Origin of the sequence: Leptolyngbya sp. FACHB-321, from assembly GCF_014695975.1 — a bacterium.
Classification (GTDB): domain Bacteria; phylum Cyanobacteriota; class Cyanobacteriia; order Leptolyngbyales; family Leptolyngbyaceae; genus Stenomitos.
This window is the reverse complement of sequence record NZ_JACJPI010000081.1, coordinates 251,169-269,457: the sequence shown is the minus strand read 5'-3', so window position 1 is coordinate 269,457 and position 18,289 is coordinate 251,169. Positions and strand designations below refer to the sequence as shown.

The following is an 18,289-nucleotide window of genomic DNA, read 5'->3' as shown; positions in this document are numbered from 1 at the left end:
TCCTCTATGTTTCTTCCAAAACCTTTACTGCGCCCGACGCTTACCAAGTGCCATCGCTAGACGGCAACTGCTACCGCTTCCACCGCTTCCTGTCCATGCTTACGTAGCAGTTCCATCAGTTCATCCCGGTAATCGTGAAAAACAGCGTGGCGTTTAACCGCGTGACTGCGATCGGGCAACTGAATCACCATTTCCTTACGTACCGTACCAGGACGCGCCCCTAGCGCATAAATCCGGTTCGACAAGAAGACCGCTTCTTCCACATCGTGAGTAATCATAAAAACGGTAATGCGGGTACGCTGCCAGAGATCAAGCATAAACTCGTGCATGGCTTCTTTGGTATGCACATCAAGCGAGCCAAAGGGTTCATCCATCAGCAATACTTTTGGTTCAGAGGCAAGCGCACGGGCGATCGCCACCCGTTGCTTCATACCACCTGATAATTCCTTGGGCAACGCTTTAGCAAACTTTGACAGCCCTACAACATCTAAATAAGTGCTGGCTTTTTCTCGCCGCGCTTTTTTCGACAGCCCTTGCAGCTTCAACCCAAACTCAGCATTCTCTTGCACATTCATCCATGGATACAACGTATAGTGCTGAAACACCATGCCGCGATCGGGTCCTGGTCCCTTGACAATCTGGTTGTCGATTTTAACTTCGCCTGTAGTGGGCTTGTCCAATCCCGCAATTTGTCGCAGCAGCGTTGATTTACCCGATCCTGATGCACCGACTGCACAGATAAACTCACCCTGCTCGATCAGCATATTAATATCTTTCAGCACAACCAAAGTGCCCTGTTTAGTTTCAAAATTTTTATACAGACTGTTGACTTGTAAGTACATGGATTAAACCTCTAAAGGGGAAGGATGAAAAGAAAGTTTTGAGTAGCACTTCGTGCCGTTGTGCTAGAGAGTTTTGAGTTAAAAAATTTAGAGGTTAAGGTTAAGCGCTACACGTTCCTGCCTTTTCCCTTTTGCCTTTTACCTCTTGCCTTCAAATCACCGCTTCTGGCTTGCCCAACTACAGGAAACCCGAAGTGCATACTGAAACAGCAAATCCAGCACCAAGCCGATGACTCCAATGACAATCAGCCCGACAAAGATTTCATCTGTTCTCAAAAAGCGACCGGCTACGCTAATACGACGACCGATGCCCTCGGTTGCCGCAATGAGTTCAGAAACAATCACTAACTGCCACGCGGCTGCAAGGTTGATTCGGCAAGCATCAATAATGCCCGGTAACACGTAGGGAGCAATCACTTGTAACAGCGTCTGTAAGCGGTTACCGCCCAACATATACGTGGCTTCGATCAACTCTTTGGGCACAAATTTCACGGTGTCCATCACCATGAGAGAGTTGAAGAAAAAGACACCAATAAAGATCAGCATGATCTTCGGCTCTTCACCAATGCTTAGATACAAAATCAGCAGTGGAATGAACGCTGGTGCAGGCATGTAACGCACCAACCCAAAGAGAGGCTCCAACAGAGCGCGAATGCTGGCAAAGCTGCCCATTAACACGCCAAGAGGAATGGAGAAGAGTGCCGCCAGGGAAAAGCCAACTCCAACCCGCCACAGACTGGCGACCGTATCCTTTTGCAGATCGCCTGTACTCCAAAGTCGTTGAAACGCTTCGATGACATTTGCGGGAGAGGGCAAAAACTTTGGATCGATCACGCCAAAGGCAGTTACCAGCCACCACAGCACCAGTGGCAACAGAATCGAAACCGTCATCAAGCTCCAGGTCATGGAGGATGGAATGTCTTCAGCCAAGCGCCAAAAAACAGTCGATCGCAGCGATTTTGCGGGTCTGCTAGAGCGGTCAGAGTTGATCGGGGTGCTGGGGTGGCTCATGGGGAGGTTGTTGGTTGTTAGTTTCTAGTTGTTAGTTGTTAATTGTTAATCAGAGGCAGCCGCCTAAAGACTAAAAACCAAAAACTAACAACTCTTCAGGCTTTCTTGGCTTTAGCGGCGTATGCCTTGACAAAGCGATCGTCAAACAGTTTGCTCAAGTCCGGCTTTGTTGTCACCAAACCAGCTTCATTGAGGAAATTAGTCATTTCTTGCGCTGCGAAGGTAAGAGAACCCATATCCTTACCGGGCTGAAACGCTTTTAAGTTGTCTTCAACAGTAAAAATCTTGGTGCCGTTTGCGTACTCCTTGTACTCAGCAACAGAAACCCCGCCTCGCTTCGCCATAATTTCGATCGCTTTAGCAGGATTTGCCTTGATATAGGCTTGTGTCTCAAACCAGGAGTCTACTAGCGCCTGCACCTGATCGGGCTTTGTATTCACAAATTGGCGGGTAAAGACAAGATGATCGGGAATCGCTCCTGGAAAGTCCTTTGAGCTAAACAGCTCTTTGCTGTTAGGACGTTTAAGCGCCTGGGTGGTGAAGGGTGCAAAAACGCCAACAGCATCAACTTGCCCTGCAACAAAAGCGGCGGCGGCTTTGCCTGTTTCCAGTGGTTGAAAGTTAATATCCTTCGGTCCCAAGCCTGCCTTCTTTAGCCCCAAAAGCAGTAAGAAGTGATCTACCGTGCCTTCTTCCGCCGCAACTTTTTTGCCCTTTAAGTCAGCGATCGAGTTAATACCTTCTCGCACAATGATTTTGTCGTTGCCCGTCGAGTTGTCATTCACCAAAACCACAACCTGATCAGCACCACCAGCGACAGCGCTAATAGTGTCATTCAACGTTTGCGAGTTCGCGTCAATTTGTCCAGCAGTCAAGGTGCTAAGTGATTCTGTATAGCCATCGAACCATTTAAGATCAACTGCTATTTTGTTTTTCTCAAAAATTTTTTCGTCTTGAGCCACCTGCCAGGGAAACCAACCAGGCCACGCGCTAAAGCCTAGACGTATACTCGCTGCACTGCCTGATGGTGCTGGCGTGCTGTCAGATTGGGTAGACATCTGGCTAGCAGGATTACTACAGCTCACAATCAACACTAGGCTGACGAGAAAAAGTCCAAGATTAGAAAGCAGCGATCGTAACTTCATTTCATTCCTTACAGAAAAACTAACCATTGACAAATTATTTTCGACCAGAAAAAAGGCAACATCAGCAAAAAGCCCAGAAGTACAGTCGCCATTGCACCTGGCTACCTGTTTCTCCCGGGCTTTGATCCCGCCGTGTAACTACCAGACAACTTTTATCAAAAGATGCCTTTTCAGCAGCTTGCCTCTCTCAGACCGATCATCTAAGCGAGGTGCTTAGACTGGAACCCTAGAGGCGGTTAAATTGTTTAGCCCCCTGATCACTTGCTACCTGACTAAACCGTTGCTCTAAGTACTCCAGCTCACTCAGAAAACCGTCAGTTAATGCCCCCATCAATCGCGTCAACACAGAGCCACTTGCTGAAAGCTCAATGCCAATAGCAAAGCCATGAGCTTACTTTTAGCAATGCAGATTAAGAAAAGATGTATCAAAGGTAACTAAATTGCCTCGATCGCTCCCCGAACTCTCACTGATTAAGTTCAGCCAGGTCTTGTGTTAGACAGCAACCTCTAGTTGTATATCTATGCGGGACGCAAATAAAACGCATACTATGGAGACAGCAAGCAACCGTTAAACCTTTGCTTACTTTAGGATGCGCCTACTCCTACCTGGATTTTTAACAGCAAGGAGCTTTAACTGCGATGACTGCCACATCTAGCACTCGCAAAACAATTGATTACCCCGATCGCACCGTGTTGCGAGCAGAACGAGCGATGCGATGTGCGCCCTTTCAGCTCACGTTGTACAACACAATGGTGCAGCAAAGTGTTTCGTTAAACGCAATCACGGGGCAGGCTGGGCTGAAACATGGTTACACCCAGGCTCCTCTCTCTGAGCTAATTGCAGAGGCAGAGCTGCTCTGGTTAATTCAGGTTGGTCTACTACGGCGAGAAGTGGATGGACAGGGGTTAACAGACAGTTTTCGAGTCACACCGCTGGGTCGCCAACTGGTACAAAAATGGCAGGAGCAAGGATCTGTACGCATGACACCGACGTTTAGCGATCGCCTACACCATGCCTGGAATCGTTGGTTTCGGCTGCCCATTTAAGTTTAAGGCTGAGAGATGAAGGAGGACCTGAACGCATTGCTGACCACTTATACGTTGCGAAGATCTAAACAAAACAACTCTAGTAGTTTTTCATCCCTCAGCCTTCATCCTTTATCCTTCACAACGTTTCAAGGGAATCTTGCATGAAAGCCATTATGGTCGTGGGCACCACGTCTCACGCAGGAAAATCGCTGTTAACGGCTGCCATTTGTCGTATTCTCAACCGTCGCGGCTGGCGAGTGGCGCCGTTTAAAGGGCAAAACATGGCGCTTAATGCCTATGTCACTGCTAGCGGTGGTGAGATTGGTCACGCTCAGGCAGTGCAGGCATGGGCGGCTGGGATTTCTCCCTGGGTTGAAATGAACCCCATTCTGCTGAAGCCCCAGGGCGATATGACTTCCCAAGTCATCATTAAAGGCAAAGCCGTTGGCAAAGTAGGAGCCGCAGAGTATTACGAAGAATATTTTGACATGGGCTGGCAGGCGATCGAAGAATCTCTGCGTCGCTTAAGTGAAGAGTTTGATCTGTTGGTTTGCGAAGGTGCTGGCAGTCCGGCAGAAATTAACCTCAAGCATCGCGATCTCACCAATATGCGGATCGCCAAGCATTTGAATGCGCCCACGATTCTGGTTGTAGATATCGATCGTGGTGGTGCCTTTGCTCACGTTGTAGGCACGCTGGAACTGTTAGATGACGATGAGCGTGCCCTGATCAAAGGGGTTGTCATCAACAAGTTTAGGGGACAGCGATCGTTGCTCCAATCTGGCATCGACTGGCTGCAAGAGCGCACGGGTATTCCCGTCATTGGTGTGATTCCCTGGTTAGATCAGAGTTTCCCAGCCGAAGATTCGTTAAGCATCATTGACGGTCGTGCCAGCAATCCCACTGCCGACCTCAATATTGCTGTCATCCGCTTGCCCCGCATTTCAAACTTTACTGACTTCGACCCACTGGAGGCAGAACCTACAGTTTCAGTAAAATACATCAACCCGAAACAACCGTTGGGTTACCCTGATGCGGTGATTATTCCTGGCTCCAAAACGACGATCGCTGACCTCATCGTGCTGCATAAAGCTGGCATGGCAGAAGAAATTCAGAACTACGTCGCAGCAGGCGGCACTGTGCTGGGCATCTGCGGCGGCTACCAAATGTTGGGCAAAATCCTGGCAGATCCAGAAGGCATCGAAGGGCAGGAAGGACGCTTTAAAGGGCTAGGGCTACTTCCGCTGAAAACCGTCATTGCTGGACAAAAAATTGCCCGCCAGCGACAGGTGACCTCCAATTTTCCGCAAGAAGGGCTACCGGTCGCAGGTTATGAAATTCACCAGGGCAGGACGCGCCTCATTGAAGGCGAAACGATCCAGTTGCTCTTTGATGATCCCAATCTTGGCGTAGTGGATGAAACCCAGTCAGTTTGGGGTGCGTATCTGCACGGCATCTTTGACAACGGTCCCTGGCGACGTGCCTGGCTCAACCGTTTACGCCAGCAGCGCGGCTTAAAGTCGCTGCCAACCGGCGTACCCAATTACCGAGAACAGCGCGAACTGATGCTGAATGCCCTGGCAGATGCCGTTGAACCGCACTTGAATCTCGCAACGGTTTTACCACAGAGTCATTAACCGGTATCAGTAATTCCGCTCAGCACTAAGAGAGCAGCTTCTTTTGGAGCTTTGACCAGGGTTACATCACCTTAAGGTTGACATCGCCTTCGCTGTTGACAAAAACGGCTGACCGGTTGAAAAGAGGCTTTACCGCGCTGGTACTGTCCACCAGGCGACGGCATAGGGCTGGATTGGGTCATTGGCCTGGCGCTGAAACTGGACGCGGATTTTGTAGCGTCCCGTAGCGGGCACTGGATGAAAGAGATGCTGCACACTATCGACATCGCTAATGGATGACCATAGGCTTTGCTTGATATCGTTGTCATCGGCACGCATCAGGTAGAGAGTCAGCGTGTTTAAACCACGATCGCGAAAGCTCTCTTCCAAATCAAACTCCCCGTTGTTGTTTTTGTCTACCAGTTCCACCAGGCGATGCCACACTAATGTCGCTGAAACATAGCTGCCCTTCTGTAACGGCTTCTCCAGCACATAATCCTGAAACAGTGGTGCTTCTGCTTCTACGTTGTTAGCCTTCATCCCTTCGCCTTGAACCGTTACTCCGACCGTGCGATAGTCCCACCCGATCGCCGGAACAGTTGTTTCTGGGCTGTATTGTCCGGGGCTAAACTGCTGATAAGCGCGAAAAGCATTGAGTTGCCCGACCCCCATTTGCGTGTTCAGCGGCAGGCTACGATCGCGGTACGCATCCGACTCGACCCAACTACGATTGTTTTTGTCAAGAATGGTACGGCTCATGCCAAGCGCTAAACCGTCGCCTGCATCCTGAATTTTATCGGCTGAGTTAAGCAAGACAGCTTTCATTACCTGTGCCCGCCGGGCATCTAGCGTCCAGGGTAGGCTACATCCAGGCTGTTTGCAGCTAACGCGCAGCTGACGATCGCCGTACTCTTGCAGCAGCGCTACCGTTGCCGTTACATGGGGAGCCGCAAAACTGGTGCCGCTGGAGGTCGTCAAATTCCCATTTAGCGCCACGAGACTTACATCATTGCCAGGAGCCACTAACCCAATCGCGCGTCGAGCACCCACGTTTGTTTCAATGCCTGCGATCGCCGCCCCTGACCCTGATGCATCGCCCAAATTGGCAAAATCCAGCTTGCGAAAAATCCCTTCCAGCCGCGTCGTAAATGCAACGTTGATGCCGTTAAAGTTGTCGGTTGGAATCGAAATGCCGCCCTTGCCCTGGTTGCCAGCAACAACATACAGCACGTTGTGAATGCGGGTAGACCAGTCGATGCACTGAGTCAGCAGTGCGTTGCCGTCTAGCAGTGGGTTGGGGCGTGGATCTTGACGTAGCGCTTCACCAAAACTGAAGTTAATTGCCCGGACATCACCGCCATTCTGCTCCGCTATGTACTGCGCTGAAAGACATTCTTCGGGTTGACCGTAGCGCTTAGGCGTGCCTGCCGCTGATGAATACAGCCGTGCACCCGGAGCCACACCCCGCAGACCTTTCACAGCGCCAATCATAATACTGGCAACATGTTGCGCATGACTGTCAACATTCGTGTTAATACGGGCAGGCGCATCGCGAAAAAACACCCGCGTCAACGGCACAGCCTGATTTTGGGTTACTGCTTTGTCAACGCCAAACTGACCAGGACGACCAATTTCTACCTGCCCGATCGCAATTTTGCGCCCAATTAAGTTGTAAGGGGGAGCGTGCAGCCGCAGTGCATCAATACCAGCAGCACCAACCGAGCTTGACTGCAAAAAGTCATCGGTTCCTGCTGTTGCACTTAGTGCGATCGTACTTAGCGCGATCGTGCTGAAGCCTCCAGCAACCCAGGTTAGCGGTCTCAGAAGGTGTTGGCTAAGAGCAGGTTGCCTCAAAACTTGCCGCCGCATCACGAAGGTTTCTCCACAAGATGAGGGACTTGAATCACAGTTTGTTAAACTAACTACAATACAGCGCTGCTAGGAGAACCACCCAGCCATGACCCAAACGCCATCCAGTCAAAAACCGATTGTCATTGCTCCCTCGATTCTATCAGCCGACTTCAGCCGTTTAGGTGAAGAAATTCGCGCGATCGACGCTGCCGGAGCAGATTGGATTCATGTCGATGTGATGGATGGTCGGTTTGTTCCTAATATAACGATCGGACCGTTGATTGTAGAAGCAATTCGCCCTGTGACGCAGAAGCCGCTCGATGTCCACCTGATGATTGTGGAACCAGAAAAGTACGTTGAGGACTTTGCGAAAGCCGGAGCTGACCACATCTACGTCCACTGCGAACACAATGCGTCGCCGCACCTGCACCGCACGTTGGGACAAATCAAAGAACTGGGCAAGAAAGCAGGCGTTGTACTGAACCCCGGCAGCCCGCTCGAACTCATCGAACATGTGCTGGATCTATGCGATCTGGTGCTGATCATGAGCGTCAACCCTGGCTTTGGCGGACAGAGCTTTATCCCTGGTGTTCTGCCCAAAATCCGCAAGCTGCGCCAAATATGCGATGAACGCGGACTTGATCCCTGGATTGAGGTTGATGGTGGTTTGAAAGCTAACAATACCTGGCAGGTTATAGAAGCAGGAGCGAATGCGATCGTCGCTGGCTCTGCTGTCTTCAATGCACCCGATTACGCTGAAGCAATCGCAGGCATCCGTAACAGCAAGCGCCCCACTCCGGAGTTGGCAACGGTCTAGAACCTGTCCATTAATGGCACAACGGCATAAACGAAGAGAGAGGGCGATCGCAGTACGATCGCCCTCTCTCTTTTGGCATCATCAACCAATTAACTTGCTGAATGAAGCCGACTGAATCAATTAGTTTGCTGCGGCATGACAACTCTCTTTGCCAGACCCAAACGTTTGAGAACAGCGATCGACCACCAGGTCATATCAATTTCCCACCATTTCAGCCCTGCTTTTGCCACATTGGGGTAAGCATGGTGGTTATTGTGCCAGCCTTCGCCATAGGTCAGAATGGCTGCCCACCAAAGGTTGCGAGAGTTATCTTCAGGCTCAAAGGTACGATAGCCGCTCATGTGGCTTGCTGAGTTAATTAACCAGGTACTATGCCAGAGCAAGACCGCTCTTAGAAACACACCGTAGATGACAAACGACCACCCGCCCAACAGGTAAAGCGTTACGCCTACAGGCACCTGAAGCAACAAAAAGTAGCGATCTAAAAAGCGGTAAAACGGATCTTTATCAATGTCTGGTGCAAACTGCCGATACGACTCGCGATCGAAAAAGCGCGCTTGCGGGTAGAACAACCACATCATGTGGCTCCACCAAAAACCCTTCTGAGCAGAGTAGGGGTCTTTTTCGTTATCTTCGGTGTACAGGTGGTGCATCCGGTGTCCAGCGACCCAAAAGGTTGGACCACCCTGTAGCGCCAGGGCACCAATGAGCGTAATCGTCCGTTCCAGCCACTTGGGCACCTGGAAACTACGGTGCGTTAACAGACGGTGGTAGCCCAGGCAAATGCCAATACTACCGAACAGCCAGTGGAGAAAGATAGCCGTCCCCAATGCCGACCAGGAGAAAAACCACGGTGCCAATAGAGCCAGTGCGTGAAACGCTCCAAAAAACACCACATTTACCCAACTGAGGGCTAGCGGTTGCTTACTTTCGGCGGCAGTTTCAAGAGAAGTAGAAGTCATGAAAGTCCTTTGCGAGATGACCAAAACAAACCAGTTTCCGACGAGGCAATCTTGGCAGGCTAGCTCTCTAGCAACTGTCTTTCAGGACAACGGTCCTCCAGTAGCGAGACGCTCCGCAACGATGAGCCAGTGGCTCGTTTGCCAAAGAAACGATTACAGTAGAAGAATGCAAGTGTTACTTACACCTGTAGCCTAACAGCGAACTCTAAATATTGCAAGTGTTACTTACATTTTGCCCATGCCTGCTCAACGAAACCCAACTCGACAGCGTTTAATTCATGCCGCGTTAGAGTTGTTTGCCGTTCAGGGTGTAACCGATACCACCACGCGCCAAATAGCGGAATTGGCGGAAGTCAATGAAGTGACCTTATTCCGCCATTTTGGTAACAAGCATGGGCTGCTGCTGGCAGTGATTGAAGATGCTGGCGTTTTCGCCGATCTAGGACAAACGTTGATCCGGCAGGCAAATCAGACTAGTAGCATTTATCAGGCGCTCAAAGACTACGCAACTGCCTGTTTAGCCGCGATCGATCAGGTGCCTGCGGTAGTGCGATCGGTCGTTGGCGAAGCAGGGCAATATCCCGCTAAAAACCGAGAGGCGATCGGGCGGGGCTTTACCCAGGCAAATCGCTATGTTGCCAAATATTTTGAGACGGTAATCAAGCGGGGACAGCTCAACACCCATCTTCCCGCTGAAAAGCTAGCAAGTTTACTTAATGGTATGCTGCTGGGCTATGCCGTCATTGAATTCACCAGCGAATTTCACCAGCTTTGGCACGATCGGGACGATTTTCTAGAGAATTTGGTGACCCTGTTTTTGCAAGGAGCAGTATCGCCTTCATCAGACCTAACGCCAGCCTTTTCAGGCCTTGTCCCCTTTGCAAGCCTAGAGGTACTAGAGCCTGCAATAGCCACCGAACCGATCGCCGATTTACCTGCACCCTTAGTCCATGCCCTTTTGCAGCGTGCCAAAAAGCTAGGGCTACAGGAGTATGCGATCGTCTACGTTCTATTTGGTGCTGGGTTGAGTCCGGCAGAGGTAAGCCGCTTGGAACGATCGCACCACAGCAGCGATCCGCATCAGCAAAGCCTGCACATCACTCAAGGAGCAATGCGCCAGGTGCCTGTCAATCAATGGATTATGGGCAAACGCTACGGCTCCTACACGCGCAACCCCCTGACTCAATGGCTCCGAAGCCGCAAGGACAATCAGCCAGCCATGTTCTTGAACCAGGCAGAGCAGCCACTAGCAGAAAGTGAACTGCGCCAACTCTGGCAAACGGTCGCGGAGGGCTTGCTGGCACCAGATGGCAAACCGCCTGTGATCGAGCAAGCCCAGCAAACCTGGTGCATCGATCTACTCATGCGAGGCATCAGCTTGACCGATCTACGGCTACTTACTGGCTGGGATGCTGTCAAGCTGCAACCCTATGCTGCTAGAACAAGAGAAAAAACGGCACTGGAACAAGCAATTCGTCTCGATCAAAAGGCATAGATTAGAAGCCATCCGCACTCGCGATGAAACCTTTAGCAAGGCGTAAGATAGCCTGAAGTGAGCGGCTATCTTTAGTCCCGATCGTTCATAGCAGACAATGCAAATGCACTGGTATCCACTTAAACTCACGGCACATATACGACACTATGTTTTTGGCGATCGGCTGATTCCAGAGCATCTTCATAAGCCGGGGCTGCCCGATGGCATTATTGCCGAAACCTGGGAAATCAGCGATTATCGTGACACTACGGGGACAGTGACGAACGGCTCATTGGTGGGGCGATCGCTACATGACTTAACGCTGACGTATCCCGATGAACTTGTAGGCAAGGGTTGGCGTGGTCCTCATTTCCCCCTACTTGAGAAGTTCATTGATGCGTCTCATATGCTGCCTGTGCATCTCCATGCAGATGATGAGACGGCAGCACGAGTGCATCACGAACCAAATGGCAAAACGGAAGCGTGGCATATTCTTTGGGCAGCGCCCGGCGCAACTATTTTGGTAGGGCTGAAAGCCGATTTTTCGCGGCAGCAGCTCTTTGACGCCTTCGTCGCGCAGGATTACGACGCGGTGATGTCACGCTACCCGATTCAAGCAGGCGATACAATTTACGTTCCTGGTGGCATTATTCATTCGTTTGGACCAGACGCTCTCGTGTTTGAAGTGCAGCAAACCTCCGATCTCGGTCAAATGGTAATGCCTACTGATTTATACGGTCAGCAGCATGACCAGGAGCAGTGGTATGCCAACATCAACGCTGCATTAGACGAACTCAAAACTCATTATCAACCGCGTCCTAACCCAGGCTTAACATTAGAGACGGGCGGCAATCAACGGACTCTTTGCTGTGCCGGACCCTACTTTGCCCTAGAACGCTGGACGCTAACCGAACCCTACATTGAATCCTCTCATCCTCAGCGCTGCGTCACCTTATCCAATGTGGGTGCTCCAGTGCAGCTAGAATTTGCGAACGGTACCGAACAGCTACAACAGGGAGAGTCCTGCATTCTACCTGCTGGCATCGGTGAGGTGCGACTAGTACCAGAGTCTGAAGCGAGTCTAATCGTTTGCTATGTACCTGACTTACAGCTTGATATCATTGAGCCGTTAAAAGCCGCTGGCTATACCGATCGCCAAATCCAATCGCTGGGCGAAATCAGCTAACGCACAATACGTCCACCATGTAGAATTCCAGCTTTGGTAGCCGTTCACCTCTTCACCCCTTCACCGTTCCACAACAACCTCTGTGCCAAGGCTGACTAAATCAAACATGGCTGTCACATCTCGGTTACGCATCCGAATGCAACCGTGGGAAACCGCTTGACCTAACAGTTCTTCCTGATTGGTGCCGTGAAAGCCAAGTTGTGTTTTGCCATCCGTCCAGATGCCAATCCAACGCACACCTAACGGATTTTCTGGTCCCGGCTTAATCAGCTTACCCGTTCTAAAGCTCTTAAAAACGGGGTTTTTCTCCTTTGACAAGACTTGAAAATTGCCCGTTGGTGTTTCCCAGCCGCGCTTCCCGATCGCAATCTGGTATTTTGCTAACACTTGCTCACCGCGATAAACATAGACCCGTCGTTGACCCAGTTTCACCACCAAACGGACAGCAAGAGCAGCATCCGCTTGAGTGGAATTAAGTGCAGGTAAGGGCGGTAAGGTTGTCAGCAACGCGGGCGGCGGTAAGGGAGTTATAACGATCGCCTGCCCCCTCGCGGCACCCTGACCCAGCAGTAAGGCTGCCGCACCCGCAATGACCAACCGCGATCGCCATGCTTCAACATTCATCATTCAGTCAAACATCACTCGGTAAAACATGAGGCGACAAAACATCAATCGGTAGCATCAGGATCGACTGGAAGCTCCTGGTAATGTTCCCAGTCGATATTGGGCATTCGATCAAAGGCTTCGTTTAACGAGATTTCCCATTTTTTGCGAATTTGCGCCAGGTACGGTGCGCCCAAACTTAATTTGAGTTCATAGCGGATCTTGAATGTATCCGTTTCATACATCACTACATTAATGGGTGGTCCGACCGAAATGTTGGATTTCATCGTCGAGTCGATCGACAGCAGCGCACATTTTGCCGCCGCTTCAAGGGGCGTATTAAAGTCAAGAATGCGATCGAGGATTGGCTTACCATACTTTGCTTCCCCAACTTGCAAAAACGGGGTTTCTTTCGAAGCTTGAATGCAGTTTCCCTGGCTATAGACCAAAAACAGGGCGGGTTCTTCGCCACGCACCTGCCCACCAACAAGAAACGTACACTTGAAATCAATCCCATCTTTTTCCAACCAGGGACGGTCTTGTTCCTGAATCTGTCGCGCTTTACTACCGACATACCGTGCCACTTCGTACAGAGTCGGTAAGGTATGTAAATTGACCGCTTCGTTAGCAAGCAAATCGCGCCGTAGCAACGTTAGTGCACCCTGTGTCGTGGACAAATTACCAGCTGTGCAGATGAGGATGACTCGCTCACCGGGATTAGAAAAATCAAAAAGCTTTTGGTGCGTGGAAATGTAATCAACCCCAGCATTGGTGCGAGAGTCGGCAGCCATAACTAAGCCAGCGTGAGAAAGGATGCCGAGGCAATACGTCATGCAACCAATAGGATGAGTGATCTTCTAGATTCTAAGGGGTCGTTGACGGATCAAGGCATAGTTTTGAGGGGGTGAACAGTGGTCAGCATGGCACTGATAGACGATCGCGCTCTAACCAGCAACTCCAACTCAATCAAGAACGCAAGCGTCCTGGCTTTAGCAAAGCGTTAGGGATCTGAATAGCGAGCTTTCCTTACGTGAAGCGAATAGTACTACCTGTTAAATAACCCTTGTGAGAAGGTGCTTCATTGGATAGATGCCGTTTCGTCTGCACTAGTGATTAATGTCAACAGATGCCAATTCTGCCCTAAGTTAAATTGATGCTCCGAAGGGACAGAGGAATGGTAGATTGAGCGGAGTATCTGCAACAAGATTTAGCAAGATGAAAGTCCTTGTTATCGGCGGTGATGGCTATTGTGGTTGGGCGACAGCGCTCTATCTTTCCAAGCAGGGCTATGAGGTTGGAATTTTAGATAGCTTTGTGCGGCGACACTGGGATTTGGAGCTGTGTGTCGAGACGTTGACTCCGATCGCGCCTATTCAGCAGCGACTACAACGCTGGCATGACCTCACAGGCAAGACTATTGATCTGTTCGTCGGCGACATCACCAATTTCGAGTTTTTAGACAAGGTGTTGCACCAGTTTGAACCTGGTGCGATCGTCCATTTTGGCGAACAGCGATCGGCTCCTTTCTCGATGATCGATCGTGAGCACGCTGTTTTGACGCAGGTCAACAACGTCGTCGGTACGCTCAATTTGCTCTATGCAATGAAAGAGAGTTTTCCCGATTGCCACCTCGTCAAGCTGGGGACGATGGGCGAGTACGGTACGCCCAACATTGATATTGAAGAAGGCTACATCACGATCGAACATAACGGTCGCAAAGATACACTGCCCTACCCCAAACAACCCGGCAGTATGTATCACCTGAGCAAAGTGCACGACTCCCACAACATTCACTTTGCTTGCAAAGTCTGGGGCTTACGAGCGACAGATTTGAACCAGGGTGTAGTCTACGGCGTGCTAACCGACGAAACAGGCATGGACGAACTGCTGATTAATCGCCTTGATTACGATGGCGTATTCGGCACAGCACTAAACCGTTTCTGTATTCAAGCAGCCGTTGGGCATCCACTGACGGTCTATGGTAAGGGTGGTCAAACACGAGGCTTTTTAGACATTCGGGATACAGTGCGCTGTGTAGAATTGGCGATCGCCAACCCCGCCAACCCTGGAGAGTTCCGCGTCTTCAACCAGTTTACAGAACTCTTTAGCGTGGGCGACCTGGCGCAAATGGTGGCAAAAGCGGGTAGCGCGATCGGTCTCAAGGTGGAAGTACAACACACAGAGAACCCACGTATTGAGCGCGAAGAGCACTACTTCAATGCTAAAAACACCAACTTGCTTGATCTAGGATTGCAACCCCATTTCCTTTCGAGTTCCTTGCTCGATTCCTTATTGAATGTCGCCATGAAGTACAAAGATCGGGTAGACGAGTCTCAAATCTTACCAAAGGTAAAATGGCGGCGCTAGGGAACGGTCATTTGCTATGAGCAGTCGCGTGCTCACGCTTCTGGTTTTGGTCGTGCTTCCGGGTGCCATGTTTACAGCGGTTAGCACCCATCATCTGTTTCCCGAATGGGTCGTTTTGGACACTAGCTACCAGGACGACCAGACGCTTGCTCAAAGGTCGACGGTATCTGTGGGCGACTTCAACGTGGCACAGGTCGCCGAAAATTGTCACCGACTGGACTGCTTTGCTGAAGGCGGGGGTGTATTGCTAGGCGGAGTCATCACATCGATCGACATTCATAGTATCTGCATACTGCCCTGACCATAGGAGCTTTAAGCAGACGCGATCGCTGCTACTTGCAAGTTATCCCATTCACTTACTGTTGCACCTATGCGAATCGCCCTGTTCACCGAAACCTTTTTACCCAAAGTGGACGGCATTGTAACGCGACTGCGCTACACCGTGGAATATTTACAGCGGTTGGGCGACCAGGTGCTGGTCATTTCACCCGATGGTGGGCTAACCGAGTACAAGGGCGCGCAGATTCATGGGGTTTCAGGCTTTCCACTACCGCTTTACCCAGAGTTAAAGCTGGCGCTACCGCGTCCTTCCATTGGCTATGCGGTCGAGCGTTTTAAACCGGATCTGATTCATGTTGTTAACCCAGCAGTTTTAGGGTTAGCAGGACTGTTTTACAGTAAAACGCTTCGTATTCCATTGCTAGCGTCGTACCACACCCATTTGCCAGAGTACCTCCAGCACTATGGCTTGGGAATGCTAGAGGGTTTGATGTGGGAGTTGCTTAAAGCAGGGCATAACCAGGCGCGGTTAAACCTTTGTACCTCTACTGCTATGCGGCAAGCGTTGACCGAACATGGTATTGAGCGCGTCAATGTCTGGCAGCGTGGTGTGGATACGGAGACATTTCAGCCATACCTGGTGAACCCGGAGATGCGATCGCGCCTGAGTCAGGGGCATTCCGAAAGCCCGCTGCTGCTGTATGTCGGTCGCCTGTCGCCAGAAAAAGAAATCGATCGTATCAAGCCTGTTTTAGAGTCCATCCCCAATGCGAGGCTTGCGTTGGTCGGTGATGGTCCGCATCGGCAGGCGCTAGAACAACATTTTGCAGGCACTGCCACACATTTTGTTGGCTATTTACAAGGACGAGACCTGGCATCTGCCTTTGCCTCATCAGATGCGTTTGTGTTTCCGTCGCGCACTGAAACGCTCGGTTTAGTGTTGTTAGAAGCAATGGCAGCGGGTTGTCCAGTCGTCGCAGCTCGTTCTGGCGGCATTCCCGATATTGTGCAGGATGGCGTGAACGGTTACTTGTTTGATCCGATGGATGAGCAAGGGGCGATCGTTGCCACCCAACGCCTGCTGGCAAACGCTGAAGAGCGCGAAATGCTCCGTCGTAATGCCCGTCGTGAAGCCGAACGCTGGAGTTGGGAAGCCGCAACGCGTCAACTTCGTAATTACTACCAGTCTGTTGTTGCGGCTTGAGGACGAGAAAATTTCGATCGGGTTCAGCGATCAATGTTTTCAAAGACGCTTCTGCCACCCCCCTAATTACTACTAATCACTAATCAGTAGTAATAGTAAGCGGGTATTAAATGGGCTAAGTCAGCGGATGATCAGGAATCAGTACGCATTGCTTCATCAAGCCGGTCATGCTGAACGTGAAGGGGCTAACTGATTCTGACGCTGTTTGCACTTGCCCACTTTACAGAACGACTATGGCTGCTGCTCAGACTTGCCGATCCCAAGCTGACGTTTGCTTTGCTTGAGTTGCTTCCAGAGTGACTTAATCTCTTGGTAAGACTCTTCCGGCGTAAGTTTGCCACCTGACTCAAGGCAAGAAATATAGCTCACTCGTTGCGAAAACTCTTGCAGGTTGGCGTTGAATACTAGATTTTCGGGCTTGACGACGCCCCGGTAACGCGCTTTGGGGTAGAGAAAATCAGATTGGTTCATCTTCAGGCATCCTTGCTTCTAAGCATTAGCATTCCCTGCTGATGGCGTAATGCAGCAGTGTGCGCTTATCTTAACCTGGGCTTAACCAAGATATGGTTAAAGGAATCTGTTTTCTCTCTCAAGACATAGAGAACGTAGTTTCTTTATTAAGCAATGTATAATAGAACACATCACAGCATGAGGCTCTAGCAGCACTCAGCCCATGTCGTGTCAACGCCTCTCTCTAGCTGCTTAAGCGTCGTCAACTAGACATATTAAGAGTAACGTCTGTTCTAGTAAGCTCTGCCCAAAACAAAGACGATCGCGATCGCTCATCGGGATAATCATTTGTTAGCCGTCGACTCCACTGAAGTACGTTTCGCAAACGGCATCCATCCCGTCACGCTTTTGAGGTAGATACTGCCAATGGTGAGAAGGAAGAGAATATAGCCAACAGCCTGCACAACGTAGAGCTTATCTTCATAGCCAAACAGCGTATGCAGAACTATGCCTGGAAACTGCCTCTCAGGCAGTACTTTACTGGTGTTCCATACCATTGGACCCAGAATGCAAGAGGGAAACTTGGCAAAGCGTTCGTAGTAAAAGCAAAGACGTTCAGACTGGCGATCAAGTTGGGCAAGTGTACTGACAGCCGTATCTAAATGCCCTAAAGCAGAGACAACCAACCCTGCCACAATCAGCAGCAGAAAAACGCCCATAACCAGAAAAAACGCACGGAGGTTAATCTTCACGCCTAACCGGAACAGGAGTACACCGATCGCAACTGCACACATAAGCCCAGCCAGTGCCCCTAGTGCGGGGGCTAGCCCCTGCTGAAAGTTGGCGGCAACAAACAGAACGGTTTCAAAACCTTCCCGTAAAACAGCGAAAAAGATCAGTCCAAAAATGCCCCATCTGGCTGCTGTGCCACCTGTTAGAGTCGCATCGATCGCGCCTTCAATCTGACCTTTAAGCAAACGAGCCTGCTGCGTCATCCAAACCAGCATCCAGCTCAACATGACGATCGCTGCCACGCTAAAGACCCCTTCCAGCAAAGGCTCAAAGACAGGGGCATACTTCTGGTTCGACGACCCCAAAGACTGGATTACCCAGCCAAAAAGAACACCGACGAGCGCACTGACTACCAGCCCACCCGCAATGCCACCATAGACCCAGGAATTGAGGTGTGACTGCTTTGCTTTTTTGAGGTAGGCAAGCACAATGCCGACGACGAGAGCGGCTTCTACCCCTTCGCGCAGGGTAATGATAAAAGACGGGAAGGCAGAGGTAAAGTCCATAGGGCGGCGCTTGAGAGGATGACAGTGAGCAGCAAGGGGCTGAGTTTCACTCGTCCTATCCCCTGTGCTTCATAAAAAGAAACGATAGACCCTTACCAGCTTAAAGCGGTTTTTACAAAAAAATCTCCATGCAGTGGGAGCGAACAGCCGTTCGC

At 50.5% G+C, this 18,289-nt stretch carries 17 protein-coding genes; 8 read left to right on the top strand and 9 right to left on the bottom strand.

The features are described from left to right. Positions 1-56 precede the first annotated feature (56 nt). From H6F76_RS24635 to H6F76_RS24625, 3 genes are all read right to left on the bottom strand, one after another. Positions 57-842, bottom strand: a complete 786-nt coding sequence (locus H6F76_RS24635; RefSeq protein ID WP_190453643.1) for an ABC transporter ATP-binding protein — start codon at positions 840-842, stop codon at positions 57-59. Positions 843-998: 156 nt separating this feature from the next. Next, positions 999-1,853, bottom strand: a complete 855-nt coding sequence (locus tag H6F76_RS24630) for an ABC transporter permease (RefSeq protein WP_190512204.1) — start codon at positions 1,851-1,853, stop codon at positions 999-1,001. 95 nt (positions 1,854-1,948) lie between these two features. Next, the gene (locus H6F76_RS24625) at positions 1,949-2,998 is read right to left on the bottom strand and encodes an ABC transporter substrate-binding protein (RefSeq protein WP_190512203.1); all 1,050 of its coding nucleotides are present in this window, start codon (positions 2,996-2,998) and stop codon (positions 1,949-1,951) included. 639 nt (positions 2,999-3,637) lie between these two features. On the opposite strand from H6F76_RS24625, the gene H6F76_RS24620 reads away from it, so the two are divergent. Then, entirely contained in the window at positions 3,638-4,045 is a 408-nt protein-coding gene (locus H6F76_RS24620; protein ID WP_190512201.1) for an Npun_F0494 family protein, read from the top strand. A gap of 143 nt (positions 4,046-4,188) precedes the next feature. Beyond that, positions 4,189-5,664: a cobyric acid synthase CobQ gene (gene cobQ / locus H6F76_RS24615; protein ID WP_190453652.1), complete on the top strand. Its 1,476-nt coding sequence runs from the start codon at positions 4,189-4,191 to the stop codon at positions 5,662-5,664. 129 nt (positions 5,665-5,793) lie between these two features. On the opposite strand, the gene H6F76_RS24610 is transcribed toward cobQ, so the two are convergent. Beyond that, positions 5,794-7,512 (bottom strand): S8 family serine peptidase, encoded by a 1,719-nt coding sequence (locus H6F76_RS24610; RefSeq protein WP_190512351.1) that lies wholly within the window; start codon positions 7,510-7,512, stop codon positions 5,794-5,796. Positions 7,513-7,600: 88 nt separating this feature from the next. Here H6F76_RS24610 and rpe point away from each other — a divergent pair, with 88 nt between their 5' ends. Further along, positions 7,601-8,311 carry a ribulose-phosphate 3-epimerase gene (rpe, locus tag H6F76_RS24605; protein ID WP_190512199.1) on the top strand — a complete coding sequence of 237 codons (711 nt, stop codon included), beginning with the start codon at positions 7,601-7,603 and terminating at the stop codon, positions 8,309-8,311. Positions 8,312-8,427: 116 nt separating this feature from the next. On the opposite strand, the gene H6F76_RS24600 is transcribed toward rpe, so the two are convergent. Beyond that, positions 8,428-9,273, bottom strand: a complete 846-nt coding sequence (locus tag H6F76_RS24600) for a fatty acid desaturase (protein ID WP_190453658.1) — start codon at positions 9,271-9,273, stop codon at positions 8,428-8,430. Between the two features lie 238 nt (positions 9,274-9,511). Between H6F76_RS24600 and H6F76_RS24595 the strand changes: the two genes are divergently transcribed. Together H6F76_RS24595 and H6F76_RS24590 are read left to right on the top strand one after the other, a co-directional pair. Beyond that, entirely contained in the window at positions 9,512-10,768 is a 1,257-nt protein-coding gene (locus H6F76_RS24595) for a TetR/AcrR family transcriptional regulator (protein ID WP_190512197.1), read from the top strand. A 103-nt stretch (positions 10,769-10,871) separates the two neighbouring features. After that, positions 10,872-11,933 carry a class I mannose-6-phosphate isomerase gene (locus H6F76_RS24590; protein ID WP_190512195.1) on the top strand — a complete coding sequence of 354 codons (1,062 nt, stop codon included), beginning with the start codon at positions 10,872-10,874 and terminating at the stop codon, positions 11,931-11,933. Positions 11,934-11,993: 60 nt separating this feature from the next. Here the strand turns inward: H6F76_RS24590 and H6F76_RS24585 are convergent, their stop codons facing one another. Together H6F76_RS24585 and H6F76_RS24580 are read right to left on the bottom strand one after the other, a co-directional pair. Continuing rightward, positions 11,994-12,560: a L,D-transpeptidase gene (locus H6F76_RS24585; protein WP_190512193.1), complete on the bottom strand. Its 567-nt coding sequence runs from the start codon at positions 12,558-12,560 to the stop codon at positions 11,994-11,996. A gap of 41 nt (positions 12,561-12,601) precedes the next feature. Beyond that, on the bottom strand, positions 12,602-13,369 hold the full coding sequence (locus H6F76_RS24580) for a proteasome-type protease (RefSeq protein WP_190453672.1): 768 nt from the start codon (positions 13,367-13,369) through the stop codon (positions 12,602-12,604). Between the two features lie 382 nt (positions 13,370-13,751). On the opposite strand from H6F76_RS24580, the gene H6F76_RS24575 reads away from it, so the two are divergent. The 3 genes from H6F76_RS24575 (at position 13,752) to H6F76_RS24565 (ending at position 16,386) form a co-directional block, all read left to right on the top strand. After that, on the top strand, positions 13,752-14,903 hold the full coding sequence (locus tag H6F76_RS24575) for an NAD-dependent epimerase/dehydratase family protein (RefSeq protein ID WP_190512191.1): 1,152 nt from the start codon (positions 13,752-13,754) through the stop codon (positions 14,901-14,903). Between the two features lie 16 nt (positions 14,904-14,919). Next, on the top strand, positions 14,920-15,204 hold the full coding sequence (locus H6F76_RS24570) for a hypothetical protein (RefSeq protein ID WP_190512189.1): 285 nt from the start codon (positions 14,920-14,922) through the stop codon (positions 15,202-15,204). Between the two features lie 69 nt (positions 15,205-15,273). After that, on the top strand, positions 15,274-16,386 hold the full coding sequence (locus H6F76_RS24565) for a glycosyltransferase family 1 protein (protein ID WP_190512187.1): 1,113 nt from the start codon (positions 15,274-15,276) through the stop codon (positions 16,384-16,386). A gap of 231 nt (positions 16,387-16,617) precedes the next feature. Here the strand turns inward: H6F76_RS24565 and H6F76_RS24560 are convergent, their stop codons facing one another. Together H6F76_RS24560 and H6F76_RS24555 are read right to left on the bottom strand one after the other, a co-directional pair. Next, positions 16,618-16,857 carry a hypothetical protein gene (locus tag H6F76_RS24560; protein ID WP_190453685.1) on the bottom strand — a complete coding sequence of 80 codons (240 nt, stop codon included), beginning with the start codon at positions 16,855-16,857 and terminating at the stop codon, positions 16,618-16,620. A gap of 323 nt (positions 16,858-17,180) precedes the next feature. Further along, complete coding sequence (locus H6F76_RS24555) at positions 17,181-18,134, bottom strand: FTR1 family protein (RefSeq protein WP_190512185.1); 954 nt, start codon at positions 18,132-18,134, stop codon at positions 17,181-17,183. Positions 18,135-18,289 lie beyond the last annotated feature (155 nt).